Here is a 19,669-nt window from a genome sequence, read left to right on the forward strand (position 1 = left end):
GCACTGCACAATCCCCATCTTTCTTCCTGTCACCCCATGAGCACCCATCCCTGCCTGAGCTGCGGCGCCTGCTGCGCCAGTTTCCGCGTCGACTTCTCCGTCCACGAGACCGAGGACATGGGCGGCAGCGTGCCCCAGGGCCTGGTGGTGGAGGTGACCGGCCACACCGCCCGCATGCGCGGCACCGACCATGCCCGGCCGCGCTGCGCCGCCCTCACCGGCCAGGTGGGCCAGCGCGCAGCCTGCGGCATCTACGAGTGGCGGCCCTCGCCCTGCCGTGAGTTCGAAGCCGGCAGCGCAGCCTGCAACCGCGCGCGCCAGCGCCACGGCCTGGCGCCGCTGGAAGGCCTGGTACCATGAGCTACCAGCCCCTGCTGTGGGACATCTCGGCGCCGCTGCATGCCAGCAGCCCGGTCTATCCCGGCGACACGCCCTACGAGCAGCGCTGGAGCGCCACCATCGGGCCGGACAGCGCCGTGAACGTCAGCACCCTGACCCTGTCGCCCCACATAGGCACGCATGCGGATGCGCCGCTGCACTACGACAACGCAGGCGTCGCCATAGGCGCCGTGGCGCTACAGGCCTTCATCGGCCCCTGCCGCGTGATCCACGCCCTGGGCTGCGGCCCGCTGGTCGAATGGCGCCACATCGCCCACGCCGTCAGCGCGGACCTGCCGCCACGCGTGCTGCTGCGCACCTATGCGAGCGCGCCCGTCGATCGTTGGGATGCGCAGCTGAGCGCCGTCGCACCCGAGACCCTGGAGCGCCTGGCCGACGCCGGCGTGCTGCTGGTGGGCATAGACACGGCCAGCGTGGACCCGGCTGACAGCCGGGAGCTGCCCAGCCACCAGGTGCTGCGCCGGCGCGGCCTGCGCGTGCTGGAGAACCTGGTGCTGGACGCCGTGCCCGAGGGCGACTACGAGCTCATCGCCCTGCCGCTCAAGCTGACCACGGCCGATGCCTCGCCGGTGCGCGCCGTGCTGCGGGCGCTGGCGTGAGGACTACAAATTTCAAGCGATTTATGGCTCTAGAGTTTACCCATAAAGCACCAGCAGCTATTAAAAAAGAAGCGTTCACGCCGAGGCATGATGCTCAAAGCATGCCTGCAGCCTGTCGCCCCAGGCGCGCTTTTCGGCCTGCGGGGCGAAACTGGCCTCGAAACTGTTGTGCGCCAGCTGCCAGGCATGCCGCGCCGTGAGGATGGGCAGGGCCGCAAAGGTCTGGATGAAGTTGGCGTTGATGTAGCCGCCAAAGTAGGCCGGGTCATCGGAATTGACCGTGGCCACCAGGCCCGCTTCCAGCAGCGCCGGCAGGTTGTGCGCCGCGAGGCTGGGGAACACGCACAGCTTGAGGTTGGACAGCGGGCACACGGTGAGCGGTATGCGCTCCTCTGCCAGGCGGCGCATCAGCGCCGCGTCATGCACAGCCTGCACGCCATGGTCTATGCGCTCGGCCTTGAGCACATCGAGCGCGCCCCAGATATAGGCCGGCGGCCCCTCCTCGCCCGCATGGGCCACCACATGCAGGCCCAACTCGCGGCAGCGTGCGAACACGCGGGCAAATTTCTCTGGCGGGTGGCCCAGCTCGCTGCTGTCCAGGCCCACGCCTATGAATTTGTCCATCCAGGGCAGTGCCTGCTCCAGCGTGGCGAAGGCGTCTTCCTCGCTCAGGTGGCGCAGAAAGCTCAGGATCAGGCTGGCGGATATGCCCAGCTCGGCGCGCGCATCCACGCAGGCGCGGTGCAGGCCCTGGATCACCGTGTCGATCGCCACGCCGCGCGCGGTATGCGTCTGCGGGTCGAAGAAGATTTCCGCGTGCACTACGTTATCCATAGCTGCCCGCGCAAGGTAGGCGCTGGCCATATCGTAAAAATCCTGTTCCTTCAAAAGCACGCTGGCGCCGGCGTAGTAGATGTCCAGAAAACTCTGCAGGTCGGTAAAGGCGTAGGCGCGGCGCAGCGCCTCGACGTTGGCATAGGGCAGGTCCACGCCATTGCGCCGGGCCAGGGCAAAGATCATCTCGGGCTCCAGCGAGCCCTCGATGTGGATGTGCAGCTCGGCCTTTGGCATGGCGGCCAGCAGAGCCGGCAGGCGTTCGGGAGCGATGATGGGGATTGTCGGCATGGGGGCTTTCCTTGGCGTGATGGCCCCATGATGCCCCGGCGGCCAGGCCGCGCAAGAGCGTTTGCAATGACCGCGATCGGCATAGGGAGCCTCCATTGTCGGATGCAGCTCGCGCTGGCTGCCGTCGGGTTTGGGAATCATCACCTTGCGCACCGGGCTGGGCCGGTACCTTCCTGCCAGCAGTGCTTGGCGGATGTCGGGCCAAGTCTGGCGTATCACCTGGGCGGCCCGCTCGATGTCGAGCCCGTCCACCCCTGCCGCACCCTTGTTGGCCTTGACCCGCTTCCACGCGGCTTGCAGGTTCTGTCTCGTCAGCGCCGCTTCCAGCAAGCCACCGGTGCCTGCCTTGGGCTTTGCCGACCCTGTGCCCCGGTGCTGCAGGAGCGGGCCGCAGGCTTCGTCACTGACAGAGTCACCCGCGGCTTCACCGCGTGCTCCTGCCCGCCCGGATTGCTCCGGCATCTGACGCATGGCCTTTGACATCTCCTGATCCTTGGTCACTCACTCTCGTTCGGCACTTGGCTGTCGCCTTCTGGCCTCATCGGCCCCGGCTCCAGCTACTACGACCTCTGCTGACTTCTCGCTCCGGCATGAGCGTCGGGCTTTCACCCACAAGGCGAGATCTCCCCAGGTAAGAACGCACTCCTTCGCTGCACAGCCGCCGGATCTACGCCGCCTGAGCCTTGATCACGAGAGCTTTGCGGTTTCATGCCCGCTCGCCCTGCTCGGCACCGCCTTCTATCCGGTTCTTTTTCATCGGCTCGCAGCTTCGCTCCACGCTTCCTCTCCACGGTCAGTCACCCTCTCGCAGTTGCGCTTCGCTTCGTTCGCTGTAAACAACTTACGGGAGGACTTGCACCTCCAAGAGTGCGCCCATGCTGGGCGCACATAACAAAGGCCGCCTTGCGGCGGCCTCCGGGTTCAGAGGGTCAGACCAGGCTTACTTCTTGTCGCCGCCCGGCACCTGGCCGTCCACGCCCTGGACGTAGAAGTTGATGCCGGTGAGGAATTTGTCATCGGCCGCAGCGTCCTTGTCCAGCACGGTCTTGCCGGTGTTGTCCACGATGGGGCCCTTCCAGATCACGAAGCTGCCGTCCTTCAGACCGGCCTTGGCGGCATCCACCTTGGCCTTGATGTCGGCGGGCACATCCTCGGCGATGGACACCAGGTCGATGGCGCCCTCCTTCACGCCCCACCAGTTCTGTGCCGTGGCCCAGCTGCCGTCCAGCACGTCGCGCGTGGCCTTGATGTAGTACGGCGCCCAGTTGATGACGGCCGAGCCCAGGTGGGCCTTGGGGCCGTAGGCGGTCATGTCGCTGTCCCAGCCGAAGGCACGCTTGCCCTTTTCCTGCGCGGTCTTGAGCACGGCGGGCGAGTCGGTGTTCTGGAACAGCACGTCGGCGCCGCCGTTGATGAGGCTGGTGGCGGCCTCGGTCTCCTTCGGCGGGCTGAACCATTCGTTGACCCAGACCACCTTGGTCTTGATCTTCGGGTTCACGCTTTGTGCGCCCAGGGTGAAGCTGTTCAAGTTGCGCAGCACCTCGGGGATGGGCACCGAGCCGACCACGCCCAGGGTATTGGTCTTGGTCATGGCGCCGGCGATGATGCCAGCGAGGTAGGCACCCTCGTAGGTGCGGCTGTCGTAAATGCGCATGTTGGCGCTGGTCTTGTAGCCGGTGGCGTGCTCGAACTTCACGTCCGGAAACTCGCCGGCCAGCTTCTGCATCACGTCCATGTAGCCGAAGGTGGTGCCAAAGATCAGCTTGTTGCCCTGCGTGACCAGGTCGCGTAGCACGCGCTCGGCGTCCGGGCCCTCGGGTACGCTTTCCACGTAAGAGGTCTGGATCTTGTCGCCAAACTCGGCCTCGAGCTTCTTGCGCGCCTGGTCATGGGCATAGGACCAGCCGCCGTCGCCCACCGGGCCGACATAGGCAAAGGCGATCTTCAGCGGCTCGGCCTTGGCCGCGGGTGCCGCCGCGGGCGCGGGGGCGGGGGCGGCCGGCGCGGCCTCTTCCTTCTTGCCGCAGCCCATCAGTGCGGTGGCGGCGACGGCCGACAGGGCGGCCAGCTTGAACAGGGAGCGCTTGTGCAGATCGGTCATGTTTTCTTTCAGATGATGAACACAAAAAAACGCGCCTGAATGTGGTCAGGCGCGTTGCTGGGGTTTACTTGCCTTCGGTGCCGGGCACCTTGCCCTCCACGCCCGCCACATAGAAATTGATGCCGGTGAGGAACTTGTCGTCCGCCACCTGGCCGGCGCCCAGCAGTTCCTTGCCGGTGTTGTCCTTCACCGGGCCGGTCCAGACGGCGAAGCTGCCGTCCTTCAAGCCGGCGCGGGCCTTGGCCACGCGGTCCTTGATGTCCTGGGGCACGTCGTCGGCGATCTTCAGCAGGTCGATGGCGCCTTCCTTCACGCCCCACCAGAAGTTGCCGCTTTGCCACTGGCCGCCCAGGATGTCGGTGACCACCTTGGTGTAGTACGGCGTCCAGTCGATCACGGCCGAGCCCAGGTGCGCCTTGGGCGCAAAGGCGCTCATGTCGCCGTCCTTGCCAAAGGCGCGCATGCCGCGCTCCTCGGCGGTCTTGAGCACCGCGGGCGAGTTGGTGTTCTGGTACATCACGTCCACGCCGCCGTTGATCAGGCTGGTGGCGGCCTCGGCCTCCTTCGGCGGGCTGAACCATTCGTTGACCCAGACCACCTTGGCCTTGATCGACGGATCGACGCTCTGCGCGCCCAGCACAAAGCTGTTGATGTTGCGCACCACCTCGGGGATGGGCACGGATGCCACCACGCCCACGGTCTTGGTCTTGCTCATACCGCCGGCGACGATGCCGGCGAGATACGCACCCTCGAAGGTCTTGGTGTCATAGGTGGCCACGTTGGCGGCCTGCTTGTAGCCGGTGGCGTGCTCGAACTTCACGTCCGGCAGATCGGCCGCCACCTTTTGCACGAACTCCTGGTAGCCAAAGCTGGTGGCAAAGATCAGCTTGTTGCCCTGGCCCGCCATGTCACGCATCACGCGCTCGGCGTCGGCGCTCTCGGGCACGCTCTCGACGAAGGAGGTTTCGATCTTGTCGCCGAACTTTTCCTGGATGGCCTTGCGCCCCAGGTCATGCTGGAAAGTCCAGCCGCCGTCGCCAATCGGGCTGACGTACATGAAGGCGATCTTCAGCTTGTCGGCCGCGGGCGCGGCGGCGGGAGCGGGAGCGGCGGCCGGTGCGGCGGCCTCTTCCTTCTTGCCGCAGCCGGCCAGTGCCGCCAGTGCAATGGCCGACAGGGCGGCGGTTTTGAGCAGGGTGCGTTTGTTCAGGTGCTGCATGGGAGTCAACGGAGGGGTAAAAAATCAGCTGCCGGGGTGGAAGGCCTTGCCCAGCGAGGCCGGCATATTGGCACGAATCCAGGTCGGGTTGCGCGAGATCAACACCAGCACCACGATAGTGGCCAGATAGGGCAGCATGGACAGCAGCTGGCTGGCCACGTGCACGCCCGATGCCTGCAGGTGGAACTGCAGCATGGTCACGCCGCCAAACAAATAGGCCCCCAGCAGCACGCGCGCCGGCCGCCAGGTGGCAAAGGTGGTCAGCGCCAGCGCGATCCAGCCGCGCCCAGCCACCATGCCTTCGACCCACAGCGGCGTATAGACCGTGGAGACATAAGCACCCGCCAAGCCGCACAGCGCCCCGCCGGCCATGACGGCGGCCAGGCGTATGCGGCGCACCGGGTAGCCCAGCGCATGGGCCGACTGGGGCGATTCACCCACCGAGCGCAGCACCAGGCCGGCGCGCGTGCGGAACAGAAACCACACCATGAACAGCGCCAACACCATGGTCAGATACACCAGCGGATGCAGCCGAAACAGCGCCTGCCCCAGCACGGGCAACTCGCCCAGCACGGGCCAGGCAAACTTGGGCGTATCCGGCAGCCTGGCCTGCACGTAGCCAATGCCCACGAAGGCCGAGAACCCCACGCCAAACAGCGACAGCGCCAGCCCGGTGGCGTACTGGTTGGTGCCCAGCCAGATCACCAGCCAGCCAAACAGCGCCGCCAGCAGCGCGCCCGCGGCCATGCCGGCCAGCAGGCCCAGCGCAAAGCTGCCGGTATGCACCACGGTGGCAAAGGCGGCGATGGCGGCGCACAGCATCATGCCCTCGGCCCCCAGATTCACGATGCCGGCTTTTTCGTTGATCAAGAGACCCAGCGCAGCAATGGCCAGCACGGTGCCGGCGCTCAGCGTGCTGCCCAGCAGCAATGCGTACGATTCCATCAAGCCAGCCCCTTCTGCGTTGCCACCCAGCGCAGGCGGTAGGCGATCAGCGTGTCGCAGGCCAGCAGCGTGAACAGCAGCAGGCCCTGGAACACGCCGGTCAGCGATTTGGGCAGGCCCAGGCGCGACTGCGCCAGCTCGCCGCCGATGTAGAACATGCTCATCAGCAGGGCCGAAAACACCATGCCCACCGGGTGCAGTCGCCCCACGAAGGCCACGATGATGGCCGCAAAGCCGTAGCCCGCCGGCACGAAGGGTGTGAGCTGACCGATCGGCCCGGCGACATCCAGCGCGCCGGCCAGGCCGGCCGTGCCGCCCGATATCAAGAGCGCCGTCCACAGCGCGCGCCGCGACGAAAAGCCCGCGTAGCGCGCCGCCGCCGGCGCCAGCCCGCCCACCTGCAGCGCAAAGCCGGCGCGCGTGCGAAACAGAAAGGCCCACAGCAGCGCCACGCCGATGAGCGCCAGCGGCAGGCCGATGGTCACGCGCGAGCCGGCAAACAGCTTGGGCATCTGCGTCACGCGCTCGAACATCTTGGTCTGCGGAAAGTTGTAGCCCATCGGGTCCTTCCACGGCCCATAGACCAGGTAGCCGAGCAGCAGCGTGGCCACATAGACCAGCATCAGGCTGACCAGAATTTCGTTGGCATTGAAGCGGTCGCGCAAGAGCGCCGTGATGCCCGCCCAGGCCATGCCGCCAAGCACGCCCGCCACCAGGATGGCCGGCACGATCCACGGCCCCGTGCCCTTGTCGGCCAGCAGCGCCACGCCCCCGGCGGCCACGGCGCCGATGACGAACTGCCCCTCGGCACCGATGTTCCAGACATTGGAGCGAAAGCACACCGCCAGACCCAGGGCTATGAGCAGCAGCGGCGTGGCCTTCAGCGCCAGCTCGCCCAGCGCATAGGGCGACTTGATGGGCTCCCAGAAGAACACCTGTAGGCCGCGCAGCGGGTCCTTGCCCAGCGCGGCGAACAGCGCCACGCCGATCAGCACCGTGATCGCCAGCGCCAGCAACGGCGAGCCATAGGCCCACAGGCGCGAGGCCTGGGGCCGCGCCTCAAGCTTGAGCATGGCCGCCCCCCTGATCTGCGCCGCCAGCGCCCAGGTGCTGCTGCACATCGGCATGCCACAGGCCGCTCATCCATTCGCCTATGCGCGCCACCGTCGCCTCGGCACGCGGCACGCTGGGCGACAGCCGCCCCTTGGCCAGCACATGCAGGCGGTCACAGATCTCGAACAATTCGTCCAACTCCTCGCTGATGACCAGCACCGCGCAGCCCTTGTCGCGCAGCTGCAGTATTTCGCCACGGATCTGCGCCGCCGCGCCCACGTCCACGCCCCAGGTGGGCTGGCTGACGATGAGCAGCCTGGGCGCGGCGTCGATCTCGCGGCCGACGATGAACTTCTGCAGGTTGCCGCCCGACAGCGACTGGGCCGGCGCATTCGGCCCACCGGCCTTGACATGGAAGCGCTCGATGATGGCGCGCGCCTGGTGCTGCAGCTGCCCCATGCGCAGCCAGCCGCCCCGGCCCACCGCGTTGCCGCGCGTGAGCAGCAGGTTGTGCGCCAGGCTCATGCTGGGCACGGCGCCACGGCCCAGGCGCTCCTCGGGCACGAAGTGCAGGCCCAGGGCGCGCCGGCGCCGCGGGCTCAGGCGGCCGGCGTTCTTGCCCGCCAGTTGCACCATGGCCGGTTGCGCGCGCTGGTCTTCGCCCGACAGCGCGTAGAGCAGCTCCTTCTGCCCGTTGCCCGAGATGCCGGCAATGCCCACCACCTCGCCGGCGCGCACATCCAGGTCGATGGCCAGCAGCGGCACGCCAAACGGGTCGGTGGCCGGCAAGCTCAGGTTGCGCGTGTGCAGCACCACTTCGCCCGCGCTCAGCGCGCGGTGCGTCAGCCGTGGCGGCTCGGCGCCAATCATCAGGCGCGACAGCGAGGCGTTGGACTCCTGCGCCGGGTTGCACACGCCCGTCACCCGGCCCGCGCGCATCACCGTGCAGGCGCTGCACAGCTCGCGGATCTCGTGCAGCTTGTGGCTGATGTAGAGGATGGAGCAGCCCTCGCTGGCCAGCTTTCTCAGCACCACGAAGAGCTTGTCCACGGCCTGCGGCGTGAGCACCGAAGTGGGCTCGTCCAGGATCAGCAGCCTGGGCGCGGTGAGCAGCGCACGGATGATCTCCACGCGCTGCATCTCGCCCACCGAGAGGGTGTGCACGGGCCGCTGCGGGTCAATGTCCAGCCCGTACTCGGCCGCCGTGGCGCTGATGCGGCGCGCCACCTCGGCCAGTGGCAGGCGCCTGTCCTGGCCCAGCCAGACGTTCTCGGCCACGGTCAGGGTGTCGAACAGGCTGAAATGCTGGAACACCATGGCAATGCCGAGCTGGCGCGCCTCCTGTGGGTTCTTCACCTGCACGGGCCGGCCGTCGAACAGCATCTGCCCGGCGTCGGGCTTGACGGCGCCGTAGATGATCTTCATCAAGGTGGACTTGCCGGCGCCGTTCTCGCCCAGCACGGCATGCACCTCGCCGGGCTGCACGGTGAGCGATATGGCGTCGTTGGCCAGCACGGCCGGGTAGCGCTTGGTGATGCCCGCCAACTGCAGCCGCGGCGCCGCCCGCGTGGGCATGGCGGCGGCATCAGATTGGGGGGGTGGATTCATGCCGAGATTGTCTCCTAGTTTTTTGTCTTGCGATTTTGAATGAAAAAGGCATATAGCGCTTCCCCAATGCGTGCTGATAGCTATTTATTTAATAGTATCAACGCTCCGGCACAGCCCCCCCGCGCCGCAGCATCGTGCATCACGCGCGAACGCGCACCGCTCCCAGGTGGACGCGGTTGCGCCCGGCACACTGGGCCTCGTAGCAGGCCATGTCGGCCGCGTGCAGCACGGCGGCCGCGTCGCGCAGCCCCGGCGCCAGCGGCACCAGGCCTATGCTCAGGCCCAGCGTGAAGCTGCGCCCCTGGTAGGCGGGCTCCCAGGCCCGCACCGTGGCACGCAAACGCTCGGCCACGGCCTGGCCATTGGCCAGGCTGCTGGCGGGCAGCAGCACGGCGAATTCATCACCACCCAGGCGCGCCGCCCAGCCACTGCGCTGGACCTCGGCCTCCAGCAGGCGTGCCAGGCGGCGCAGCACATCGTCAGCCACGGCCCGGCCCGCCAGATCATTGACCACGGTGAAATGATCCACGTCCATGAACAGCAGCACGCCCTGCTCCGGCGCCAGCGCGCCCGGTTGCGCCGCGCGCTGGGCCCGCTCGGCCAGCAGCACCCGAAGGCGGCGCTCGAACTCGCCATGGTCGAGCAGCTGGGTCAGCGCATCGTGGCTGCTCTCCCAGGCCTGCTGCGCGCGCGCCTCACGCTCGGCGGTGCAATCCTGCACGGTCCAGACCACGCCGCGCCCGGGCTCGCCGGGCTGCACCAGCTGGCCTCGCACATGGCCCCACAAGACGCTGCCGTCCTTGCGCAGCAGGGGCAGTTCACCGTCAAACGCGCCATGCGCGGCAAACGCCTCATGCACCTGCTGGGCCGTATCCAGCCCATCCTCATGCGGGGCCAGCAGGTCGATCAGGTTGCGCCCCTGCAACTCCTGTGGCGCATGACCCAGCAGGCGGCAAACCTGCTGGCTCACCACCTCCACCTGCTCGGCACGCGTGACCGCAATGCCCAGCGGCACATGCTCAAGCACCGCCTGCAGCTGGCGCACCAGGGTGTCCGCGCCGCGCTGGGACTTGCGCCGGCCCTCCAGCAACCGGGTGCACACGCGCACCACATCGTCCACTTCACCGCTGGAGCGGGGCCAGGGTTCGTCAGCCCCCTCGGCGGTCGAGGCCGAGCGCTCGTCGGCCTCCAGCGCCGCCCGTACGCGCAGGCGCAGCAGCGTCAACGGCCGCGCCAGCCACAGCATGAACAGCGTGGCCAGCAGGCAGACGCCGCCCGCGGCCACCGCCACCTGCCCCCAGGCGCGGCGCTGGGCCTGCTGCAACGGCGCCAACATGGACTGGGCGTCGCTGACCCGCGCCACCATCCACTGCGGCATGGGCACGCCGGCCAGGCTGACCACATGATCGGCCTGCGGCTGCGCGGCCGCGCCACCCGCGAATGTTTGCCCGGCAGCGCGCCAATCGGCATAGGCCTGGGCCAGGCCGGGCTCATCGCTCACCTGGCCCAGCACACGCTCCAGATTCGGGTGCGACAGGATGACCCCGTCGCGCGTGAAAATGACCAGCCGTGAATCGCTGCGTTCCGGCAACGACAGCGAATGCGGCAGCAAGCCCTGCGACTGCAGCCGCAGCACGCCCGACACGACGCCCATGACCCGCCCCTCGCCGCGCAGCAGCGGCATGGTGAACATCACACGCGCATCGGTCGGGCTATTGCCGATCAGGCCCGACACCAGCGGCTTGCCGTTGACCAGGGTGCGCACCAGGTAGTCGCGCTCGGTGGGGTCGAGATCCGAGGCCTTGGCCAGCCGGCCATAGCGCAGATTCACGCTCAGGGTGCCGTCCTTGCGCGCCACCTGGATGGCATCGAAGAAGCGCACCGCCGGCAGGCCCTGCTGCAGCAGCCAGCCCAGCGACGCGGGCGATTCAAGTATCTCCGGCGTGATGCCCTCGGCCACGGTGGACAGCACCTTCTGGCTCTGCTCGATCTTGCTCGCCAGCAGGCGCGCGACCAACTCCACCTCGTCGTTCTGCTGGCTCACCAGCCTGTCCATGGCCTCCTGGCCCATGGCATGCGAGACCCACCAGGCAGCAAGCGAGCCAGACAGTGCAATGGCGGCCAGCGCCACCAGAAGCAGCTTGCGCACCAGCGGCCCGGGGAACCAGCCCGAGGCCGTCGATTCCTCAGCCTCCGGCTCCCACGCCGCGGGTTGATGCGCAGGCAAGTTCATACCCACTCCGCTTTTGAAGCGCCTGTGGCAAGCAGATGGAAGGTGAAGCGCTGCATATGGGCGGGCGAGAAAATGACCTCGGGCCAATATACGCAGCGCCTCCATGGCCCGGCTTGGGTGGAACCCTGTGAGCCACGGATGAAAACCCTGACACGCGGCAAATGCACGTCATATTTGAAACAAATAGATGCAAAAAGCGCTGAAACCGCCGGGTTTCAGCGCTTTTGCCTGCTGAAAGCAAGACAGGGGTGGTTAAAACCCCGCCACCATCTGCAGCGCGCGTGGCTGCGGCAGGTTCAGTACATTGCCGGTGCCGGTGATCAAGCCATGCTCGCGCAGGTGGCGCAGCACACGCGACAGGGTCTCGGGCGCGATGCCCAGTTGCGCGGCGATCAGACGCTTGCGCTGGTGCAGGGTGACGCGCAGGCCGCCATCCTCGGCGTTGTGCGCGTGGCGCAGCAACCATTGGGCGCAGCGCGCCTCGGCGTCCTGCGCCAGGCGGCTGACGGCCAGCTCGGTTTGCTGGCAATAGCCGGTGGCCATGTCGCGCAGCAGGGCCTGCGCCGGCTCGGGCAGATCGTCAAAGCTGCGCTTGAAGTCCTCCAGCGGCACGCGGCGCAACTGCACGCGCGTGTCGGCCACCATGTCCACGGCGCAGGGCTGGTCCAGCAGGGCCGTGGCGGCGTCGAGCCAGAACGGCCCTTCGATCACGCCGAGCTGGTGGCGCAACACGCCGTCCTCGCGCACGCCCAGCAGCACTCGGCCACTGTCCAGGTAGAGCACGGAGGCGGGTTGCTGGTGGCGCTGACGCAGCACTTCGCCCGCGGTGGCCACCTCGATCTGCACGGACTGGTCTGAGGACGGAATGGGGAACATAGGCGCCACTGTGCCGGCGTACCCACTTTTGCACTTTGAGGAATATCAATAGTGGGTTAGCACGGCCGTCAACAATATGCGGCTCTTTGCATGCTATTTTTGTATACACGCAACACTCTGCACCCGTACGGCCGAAAAAACTGGCGACATGGATGGCGCGTCACCAAAATGGCGCGCTGACACGCTTGCGCCAGGCCCGGCGCCGTGCAACACCCCCCACAGGATCGCCTGCAGGCACCCAGCCATGCCAGGCCCCACCGGAGACAAACCCATGAACCACAAGCTGATTGCCCTTGCCACCGCCGCGCTGTGCGCCGCCGGCGCCCACGCCCAATCCTCCGTCCAGGTCACCGGCCTGATGGATGTGTATGCCGGCTCCATGAAGATGGCCGGCGACGCCAAGCGCAAGTCGGTCGTCGACAGCGGCGGCATGACCACCTCGTGGTTCGGCTTCAAGGGCACGGAAGACCTGGGCGGCGGCCTCAAGGCCAGCTTCCAGCTGACCTCGTTCATCCAGGTCGATGACGGTACCCAGGGGCGCTTTCCGAAGGACACCTTTTTCTCGCGCGACGCCAACGTCAGCCTGTCGGGCGGTTTTGGCTCGGTGCTGCTGGGCCGCTGGATGGCGCCCAACTTCCTGCCCTCGGTCATCGGCAATCCGCTGGGCGACTCGTTCGAGTTCTCACCACTGATCCTGCACAAGAACGTGCCGCTGTTCAACGCCTCGAACTGGAAGGCCACCACGCCGTCCGACACCGGCTGGAGCAACCAGATCGTCTACAGCACGCCCAACATCGGCGGCTTCAAGGCCAACCTGCAATACCAGTTTGGCGAGCAGCCGGGCGACAACGGCAAGAAGAACATTGGCGCCAACTTCTTCTACTTTGGCGGCCCCCTGACGGTGACGGGCTATTACGAACGCGACCAGATCAGCAACCCCGCGGTTCCCAACACCTACCTGGGCACGACCAAGAAGGACTGGATGCTGGCCGCCGCCTATGACTTCAAGGCGGTCAAGCCCTACCTGAGCTATGGCCAGACCAAGGCCGACAACAGCCCGGACAAGGCCAAGACGCTGCAGCTTGGCGCATCCGCACCGCTGGGCGGCGGCAGCCTGCTGGCGTCCTGGGCCAAGACCGAGCTGTCGGCCTCCAACCTGGATCGCAAGACCTTGACCGTGGGCTACGACTACTACCTGTCCAAGCGCACCGACGTGTACGCCATGTTCATGAACGACCGCATCACCAGCCAACCGACAGGCAACAGCTTCGGCGTGGGCATACGCCACCGCTTCTGATCGGTTTAAGCTCTCGCGCACGGGGCACGCTGGCTGATGGCCGCGTGCCCCTTGTTTTTGCCCCTGACCACACGAAGACGGAGAAGCCCCCCATGCCCATGTTTGTCGATACCTCACCACCCGGCCAGTGCATCTTTTGCCGACTGGTGCAGGGCAGCATCCCCGCCGCCAAGGTGTACGAGGACGCGCTGACCATCGCCTTCATGGACATCGGCCAGGTCACACCGGGCCATGTGCTCGTGGCCACCCGGCGTCACGCGGCCACGCTGCTGGACGCCACACCCGAAGAGGCCGCCGCCGTGATGCAGACCGCGCACCGCGTGGCGCGCGCCATACAGGCCAGCTTCGACCCGCCGGGCCTGACCCTGCTGCAGGCCAATGGCATACTGGGCTGGCAGACCGTGGCCCACTTTCACATGCATGTGGTGCCGCGCCACGAGGGCGATGGCCTGGGCCTGACCTGGCCGCGCCAGGAGCCGCCGGCCCAGACGCTGGCCGGCTACGCCGAACGCCTGCGCGCGGCGCTGTGAACCCGGTGCGCCAGCGGTGGCAAAGCCGCCGCGCGGCACGCCCCACCGCAGCTTGCACCCCCTGAACAGCGCCTCTTCAGCGCCCATTCATACTATATTATTAATAGCTGTTTGCGCTTAACTACAGTGCGCTGCAGCCATTTTTGATCGTATTGGCACGCCCTGCACGGCCGATCAGACTCTGCTACCCTCGCGCGCATCATGTCCGTCCCGTCCGCAGCCATAGGAGCGCAGCAGGCACCGGCCGTGCCCGCTGGCCTGGCCATCGTGGTGCTGGCCCTGCTGCTGAGCATCCAGCCCGTCACCACCGACCTGTACCTGCCCGCCCTGCCCGCGCTCACGCGCGGCCTGGGTGCGGACGTGGCCGCAGGCCAGCTCACGCTGTCGGCGCTGCTGCTGGCCTTTGGCTGCTCGCAGCTGGCCTGGGGACCGCTGTCGGATCGCTTTGGCCGCCGGCCGGTGCTGCTCGCCGGGCTGGGGCTGTACACGCTGGCCTCGGTGGGTGCGGTGCTGGCGCCGTCCATGGATCTGCTGGTGGCCTGGCGCACGGCCCAGGGCCTGGCCATGGGCGCGGTGGTGATGTGTGCGCGCGCCATCGTGCGCGACCTGTACACGCCGCTGGCGGGGGCGCGCGCCATGTCCAAAGCGCTCACCGGGTTGGGGCTGATCGCCTGCCTGTGCGCCCCGCTGGGCGGCCTGTTGACCGAATGGCTGGGCTGGCGCGCGGCGCTGCTAGTGCTCACCGCCTATGCCGTGGCCACGCTGGCCCTGGTGGCCCTGCGCCTGCCCGAGACGCTGGGCCAGCGCAACCCACGGGCGCTGCACCCGGCGACGCTGGTGCGCACCTGGGCACTGGTGCTGCGCACGCCCACGTTCTGGGCCTTCTCGCTGCTGACCACGGCCAGCTATGGCGGGCTGTTCACCTTTCTGGCGGCCTCGTCCTTCGTGTACCTGGACGTGCTGGGCAGCTCGCGCACGCAGTACGGGCTGACGCTGCTGTCCACCGCCGCGGCCTACCTGCTGGGCACGCTGCTGTGCCGGCGCCTGCTGGCGCGCCATGGCCTGAAGCGCACGGTGGCCATTGCCGGGTTGTTGAGCGCCAGCGGCGGGCTGCTGATGCTGCTGGCCGCCGCCCTGGGCTGGCACAGCGTGGCGGCGCTGCTGCCGCCGTTCTACCTGTTCATGCTGGGCCATGGCATCCACCAGCCCTGCGGGCAATCGGGCGCAGTGGGGCCGTTTCCGCAGGCGGCTGGCGTGGCATCGGCGCTCAATGGCTTCATGATGATGCTGGCGGCCTTTGCCATTGGCCGCTGGCTGGGCGGCGCGCTGGACGGAACCGTCTGGCCGCTGGTGCAGGGCGTGGCCCTGTGGTCGCTGCTGCTGGCTGCCATTGCCTGGACGCTGGTGCAGCGCCACGCCCCGCAGGAGAGCGCCCATGCCCCGTAACCCCATCCCCGCCATCGCCCTGGCCGGCCCCACGGCCTCGGGCAAGACGGCGGCGGCCTTCGCCATTGCCGAGGCGCTGGCGCCACGGCTGCCGGTGGAGATCATCAGCGTCGATTCGGCCCTGGTGTATTGCGGCATGGACATCGGCACGGCCAAGCCCACGCGCGATGAGCTGGCCCGCGTGCCGCACCACCTGATCGACATCCGCGACCCCCTGCAGGCCTACAGTGCGGCCGAGTTCGTGCGCGACGCCACGCGGCTGATCACCGAGATCCACGCGCGCGGCGCCCTGCCGCTGCTGGTGGGCGGCACCATGCTGTACTTCAAGGCCTTGCTGGATGGCCTGGACGACATGCCGGCCGCCGACCCCGCCGTGCGCGCGCGCCTGGAACAGCAGGCCGCAGCCATAGGCTGGGCCGGCATGCACGCCGAGCTGGCGCGCGTCGATCCGCAGACGGCCGCACGCCTGGCGCCCGGCGACAGCCAGCGCATACAGCGCGCGCTGGAGGTCTGGCATGTCTCGGGCCGGCCGCTGTCGAGCTTTCACACTATCAAAACAGAAGCTGCTAACGCCCGCCCCATAAGCGCTACAAGCCTTTTTTCCTTGGAGCCAGAGAACCGCACCTGGCTGCACGAGCGCATCGCCCAGCGCTTTCACGCCATGCTGGCGGCGGGCTTTCTCGACGAGGTGCTGCGCCTGCGCGCGCGCGGCGACCTGCACCCCGACCTGCCCAGCATGCGCTGCGTGGGCTATCGCCAGGCCTGGGAGTCGCTGGACGGTCTGCACCCCATGGCCAGCCTGCCCGAACGCGGCATTGCCGCCACGCGCCAGCTGGCCAAGCGCCAGATCACCTGGCTGCGCGGCATGCCGGGGCGCCACACCATCGCCTGTGACGCGCCCGACGCCGGCGCACAACTGGTGCGCGCCGTCTGCGCGCATGTGCTCGGCACCGGCGCATGACCGGCGCCGCGCCACTGCTGCAGGTGCGCGGCCTGGCCCGGCGCTACGGCGCGCAGAGCGTCTTCGAGAACGTCCACCTGGAGGTGCACGCGGGTGAGTTCGTCGCCATCGTCGGTGACTCGGGCGTGGGCAAGTCCACGCTGCTCAACTGCCTGGCGGGGCTGGACCGCTGGGACGCGGGCCAGGTGCTGCACCAGGGCGTCGATCTGGGCAGGCTGGACGATACCCAGCGCGCACTGTGGCGGCGCAGCCATGTGGGCTTTGTGTTCCAGGCCTTCCATGTGCTGCCGCACCTGGACGTGGCGCAGAACGTCGGCCTGCCGCTGCTGCTGCAGGGCCGCCCCGATGCCGCGCGCGTCGGGCAGATGCTGGCCGCCGTGGGGCTGGACGGCCTGGGCGACCGGCTGCCGCACCAGCTCAGCGGCGGCCAGCTGCAGCGCGTGGCCATTGCCCGCGCGCTGGTGCACCGCCCCGCCCTGCTGCTGGCCGACGAGCCCACCGGCAACCTCGACCCCGGCACGGCGGCACGCATCATGGATCTGCTGCTGGCCCAGACCCGGGAGCATGGTGCAGCGCTGGTGCTGGTCACCCACTCGGCCGCGGCAGCGGCGCGCGCCGCCCGCGTGCTGCAGCTGACGGCCCAGGGAATACGCTGAATCCAGGGAAATCCATGACCTGGTTGGCTACATCGACCGCATAAACCCTGGGTTGCGCTACCGCAATAGTAGATAACATCAGCGGTCGCTAATATATGGAGGGACAACCCCATGGCCCAGATACAGGCCCAGCCCGCACCCGCCAGCCAAGAGCGCGGGCGGCTGCGCAAGGCACCCGAGCATTTTCTTGACGCCACGGGCGTGCGCACCGTGTTCGCCGAGGGCAGGCAGGGGCGCCGCAACTTCATCCGCAGCGCCTTTGCCGCCGCCATGGCGGGCAGCGCCGCCAGCCATGCGGCCGCGCAAGCCAGGGACACGGGCGATGGTGACCCCGCCATCCTGAACCTGCCCGTGCACAGCACCGGCCTGGGCCAGCCCGTGGCCACCGATGGCTACGGCCGCCCCTCGCAGTACGAGGGCAATGTACAGCGCCGCCAGAGCCCGGGGCTGACGCAGACCAACCAGGCCTCGGTGTCGTTTGCGCCGCTGCAGTCGCTGTTTGGCATCGTCACGCCCAGCGGCCTGCACTTCGAGCGCCACCACCAGGGCTGGTGGGACGTCGATCCCGCCCAGCACCGGCTGATGATCAACGGCATGGTCAAGACCTCCAAGGTCTTCACCATGGACGAGATCATGCGCCTGCCCAGCGTGTCGCGCTTTCACTTCATCGAATGCGGCGCCAATACCGCCGTGGACTGGGGCAACGTGGCCGTGCCCACCTGCCAGTACACGCACGGCATGCTGTCGTGCAGCGAATTCACCGGCGTGCCGCTGATCACGCTACTCGAACATGCCGGCGCCGACCTGAAAGCGGCCAAGTTCGTGCTGGCCGAAGGGGCGGACGGCTCGTCGATGACGCGCACCATCCCCATGAGCCTGGTCACCAGCGGCCAGGTGCTGGTGGCCTATGGCCAGAACGGCGAGATGCTGCGCCCCGAAAACGGCTACCCCCTGCGCCTGGTGGTGCCGGGCGTGCAGGGCGTGAGCTGGGTGAAGTACCTGCGCCGCATCGAGCTGGGCGACCAGCCCTGGGCCAGCAAGGACGAGGCCATCCACTACATCGACCTGATGCCCGACGGCCAGCACCGCCAGTACACCAGTATCCAGGAGTGCAAGAGCGTCATCACCACCCCCTCGGGCGGCCAGGTGCTGCTGGACAAAGGCTTCTACAACATCACCGGCCTGGCCTGGTCAGGGCGCGGCAAGGTCAAGCGCGTGGACGTGTCCGTCGATGGCGGGCGCAACTGGCGCACGGCGCGGCTGGAGACGCCGGTGCTCGACAAATGCCTGACGCGCTTCAACCTGGACTGGGTCTGGGACGGCAAGCCCACCATCGTGCAAAGCCGGGCCATGGACGAGACGGGCTATGTGCAGCCCAGCTACAAGCAGTTGCGCGCGGTGCGCGGCACACGCTCCATCTATCACAACAACGCCATCCAGTCCTGGTTGGTGCAGGAAAACGGCGAGGTGAAAAATGTTCAGATTGCGTGACACCCTCGCCGCCGCGCTGCTGGCCGCGGGCGTCGCCCTGCCGGCCCTGGCGCAGGACAAGTTCCCCGGCATCGGCCGCGCCGCCACCCCCAAGGAGGTGGCCGCCTGGGACATCGACGTGCGCCCCGACTTCAAAGGCCTGCCACCCGGCAAGGGCACGGTGGCCCAGGGTCAGGATATCTGGGAGGAGCGCTGCGCCAGCTGCCATGGCTTTTTTGGCGAGTCCAACTCGGTCTTCATGCCGCTCGTGGGCGGCACCACCGCCGATGACGTGAAGACCGGCCGCGTCGCCACCCTGCGGCGCACCGACTACCCCGGCCGCACCACGCTGATGAAGGTGCCCACGGTTTCCACGCTGTGGGACTACATCCACCGCGCCATGCCCTGGGACAAGCCCAAGTCACTCAAGCCCGACGAGGTCTACGCCGTCACTGCCTTTCTGCTCAACCTGGCTCATGTCGTCCCCGACAGCTTCACGCTGTCCAACGACAACATCGCCGAAGTGCAGCAAAAAATGCCCAACCGCAACGGCATGACCCTGGCCCACGCCCTGTGGCCCGGCAAGGACATGCCCGGCCTGGCGACCCAACCCGACATACAGGCCAAGGCCTGCATGAGCAACTGCGGCCCCGAGCCCGTGGTCACGTCGGTGCTGCCCGAGCATGCGCGCAACAACCACGGCAATCTGCGCGAGCAAAACCGCACCGTGGGCGCGCAGCGCGGCTCCGACACCACCCGGCCCGAGGGCTGGCTGGGCGACGCCGCCGGCCCGGTGAAGGTGGTGGGCCCGGCCAGCCACAACAGCCCCAATGCCGCCGCCATCGCGCTCACCCACAAGCACGCCTGCACCGCCTGCCACAACATGGAGGGCAAGCTGGTCGGCCCGAGCTTTGCCGACATCGCCAAGAAACATGGCGGCAAGGCCGACTACCTGGCAGAGAAGATCAAGTCCGGCGGCTCCGGCCTCTGGGGCGAAATCCCCATGCCGCCGCAAACCCTGCCACAGGATGACACCGGGGCCATTGCCGCCTGGCTGGCCGGTGGCGCCGGCAAGTGACAGGCCGCGGGCGTTGACACACATTCCATCACCACACGCAAATCCGCGTTCGCTTCAATCCAAGGAGTACCTC

The 19,669-nt window shown here is 67.8% G+C and carries 17 protein-coding genes; 9 read left to right on the top strand and 8 right to left on the bottom strand.

The window, feature by feature from the left end; translation table 11 throughout:
- The first annotated feature begins 36 nt into the window (after nucleotides 1-36).
- The gene (locus tag P4826_RS07045; protein WP_317703144.1) at nucleotides 37-360 is read left to right on the top strand and encodes a YkgJ family cysteine cluster protein; all 324 of its coding nucleotides are present in this window, start codon (nucleotides 37-39) and stop codon (nucleotides 358-360) included.
- A complete protein-coding gene (kynB, locus tag P4826_RS07050) occupies nucleotides 357-998 on the top strand; it encodes an arylformamidase (protein WP_317703145.1) in 642 nt (213 codons plus the stop codon). Before P4826_RS07045 ends, kynB begins: the two co-directional genes overlap by 4 nt.
- Nucleotides 999-1,073: 75 nt before the next feature.
- Here the strand turns inward: kynB and P4826_RS07055 are convergent, their stop codons facing one another.
- From P4826_RS07055 to P4826_RS07090, 8 genes are all read right to left on the bottom strand, one after another.
- On the bottom strand, nucleotides 1,074-2,123 hold the full coding sequence (locus P4826_RS07055; protein ID WP_317703146.1) for an adenosine deaminase: 1,050 nt from the start codon (nucleotides 2,121-2,123) through the stop codon (nucleotides 1,074-1,076).
- 940 nt (nucleotides 2,124-3,063) lie between these two features.
- On the bottom strand, nucleotides 3,064-4,224 hold the full coding sequence (locus P4826_RS07060) for a BMP family ABC transporter substrate-binding protein (protein WP_317703147.1): 1,161 nt from the start codon (nucleotides 4,222-4,224) through the stop codon (nucleotides 3,064-3,066).
- A gap of 64 nt (nucleotides 4,225-4,288) precedes the next feature.
- On the bottom strand, nucleotides 4,289-5,443 hold the full coding sequence (locus P4826_RS07065; RefSeq protein ID WP_317703148.1) for a BMP family ABC transporter substrate-binding protein: 1,155 nt from the start codon (nucleotides 5,441-5,443) through the stop codon (nucleotides 4,289-4,291).
- Between the two features lie 24 nt (nucleotides 5,444-5,467).
- Nucleotides 5,468-6,388: an ABC transporter permease gene (locus P4826_RS07070; protein WP_317703149.1), complete on the bottom strand. Its 921-nt coding sequence runs from the start codon at nucleotides 6,386-6,388 to the stop codon at nucleotides 5,468-5,470.
- Nucleotides 6,388-7,461 (bottom strand): ABC transporter permease, encoded by a 1,074-nt coding sequence (locus P4826_RS07075; RefSeq protein ID WP_317703150.1) that lies wholly within the window; start codon nucleotides 7,459-7,461, stop codon nucleotides 6,388-6,390. The genes P4826_RS07070 and P4826_RS07075 overlap by 1 nt, the downstream gene beginning before the upstream one ends.
- Nucleotides 7,448-9,049 (bottom strand): ABC transporter ATP-binding protein, encoded by a 1,602-nt coding sequence (locus P4826_RS07080; protein ID WP_317703151.1) that lies wholly within the window; start codon nucleotides 9,047-9,049, stop codon nucleotides 7,448-7,450. The genes P4826_RS07075 and P4826_RS07080 overlap by 14 nt, the downstream gene beginning before the upstream one ends.
- A gap of 139 nt (nucleotides 9,050-9,188) precedes the next feature.
- The gene (locus P4826_RS07085; RefSeq protein ID WP_317703152.1) at nucleotides 9,189-11,282 is read right to left on the bottom strand and encodes a sensor domain-containing diguanylate cyclase; all 2,094 of its coding nucleotides are present in this window, start codon (nucleotides 11,280-11,282) and stop codon (nucleotides 9,189-9,191) included.
- Nucleotides 11,283-11,534: 252 nt separating this feature from the next.
- The gene (locus tag P4826_RS07090; RefSeq protein WP_317703153.1) at nucleotides 11,535-12,158 is read right to left on the bottom strand and encodes a Crp/Fnr family transcriptional regulator; all 624 of its coding nucleotides are present in this window, start codon (nucleotides 12,156-12,158) and stop codon (nucleotides 11,535-11,537) included.
- 271 nt (nucleotides 12,159-12,429) lie between these two features.
- Between P4826_RS07090 and P4826_RS07095 the strand changes: the two genes are divergently transcribed.
- From P4826_RS07095 to P4826_RS07125, 7 genes are all read left to right on the top strand, one after another.
- Nucleotides 12,430-13,455, top strand: coding sequence for a porin (locus P4826_RS07095; protein WP_317703154.1), 1,026 nt, complete (start codon nucleotides 12,430-12,432; stop codon nucleotides 13,453-13,455).
- Between the two features lie 92 nt (nucleotides 13,456-13,547).
- Nucleotides 13,548-13,985 carry an HIT family protein gene (locus tag P4826_RS07100; protein ID WP_317703155.1) on the top strand — a complete coding sequence of 146 codons (438 nt, stop codon included), beginning with the start codon at nucleotides 13,548-13,550 and terminating at the stop codon, nucleotides 13,983-13,985.
- A 201-nt stretch (nucleotides 13,986-14,186) separates the two neighbouring features.
- Complete coding sequence (locus P4826_RS07105; protein ID WP_317703156.1) at nucleotides 14,187-15,431, top strand: multidrug effflux MFS transporter; 1,245 nt, start codon at nucleotides 14,187-14,189, stop codon at nucleotides 15,429-15,431.
- The gene (gene miaA / locus P4826_RS07110) at nucleotides 15,421-16,392 is read left to right on the top strand and encodes a tRNA (adenosine(37)-N6)-dimethylallyltransferase MiaA (protein WP_317703157.1); all 972 of its coding nucleotides are present in this window, start codon (nucleotides 15,421-15,423) and stop codon (nucleotides 16,390-16,392) included. Before P4826_RS07105 ends, miaA begins: the two co-directional genes overlap by 11 nt.
- A complete protein-coding gene (locus P4826_RS07115; protein WP_317703158.1) occupies nucleotides 16,389-17,048 on the top strand; it encodes an ABC transporter ATP-binding protein in 660 nt (219 codons plus the stop codon). The genes miaA and P4826_RS07115 overlap by 4 nt, the downstream gene beginning before the upstream one ends.
- 111 nt (nucleotides 17,049-17,159) lie before the next feature.
- Nucleotides 17,160-18,539, top strand: coding sequence for a sulfite dehydrogenase (soxC, locus tag P4826_RS07120; protein ID WP_317703159.1), 1,380 nt, complete (start codon nucleotides 17,160-17,162; stop codon nucleotides 18,537-18,539).
- Complete coding sequence (locus tag P4826_RS07125; protein WP_317703160.1) at nucleotides 18,523-19,596, top strand: c-type cytochrome; 1,074 nt, start codon at nucleotides 18,523-18,525, stop codon at nucleotides 19,594-19,596. Before soxC ends, P4826_RS07125 begins: the two co-directional genes overlap by 17 nt.
- Nucleotides 19,597-19,669: the final 73 nt, after the last annotated feature.

Source organism: Diaphorobacter limosus, assembly GCF_033100095.1.
In the GTDB taxonomy this organism is placed as follows: Bacteria; Pseudomonadota; Gammaproteobacteria; order Burkholderiales; family Burkholderiaceae_C; genus Alicycliphilus; species Alicycliphilus limosus.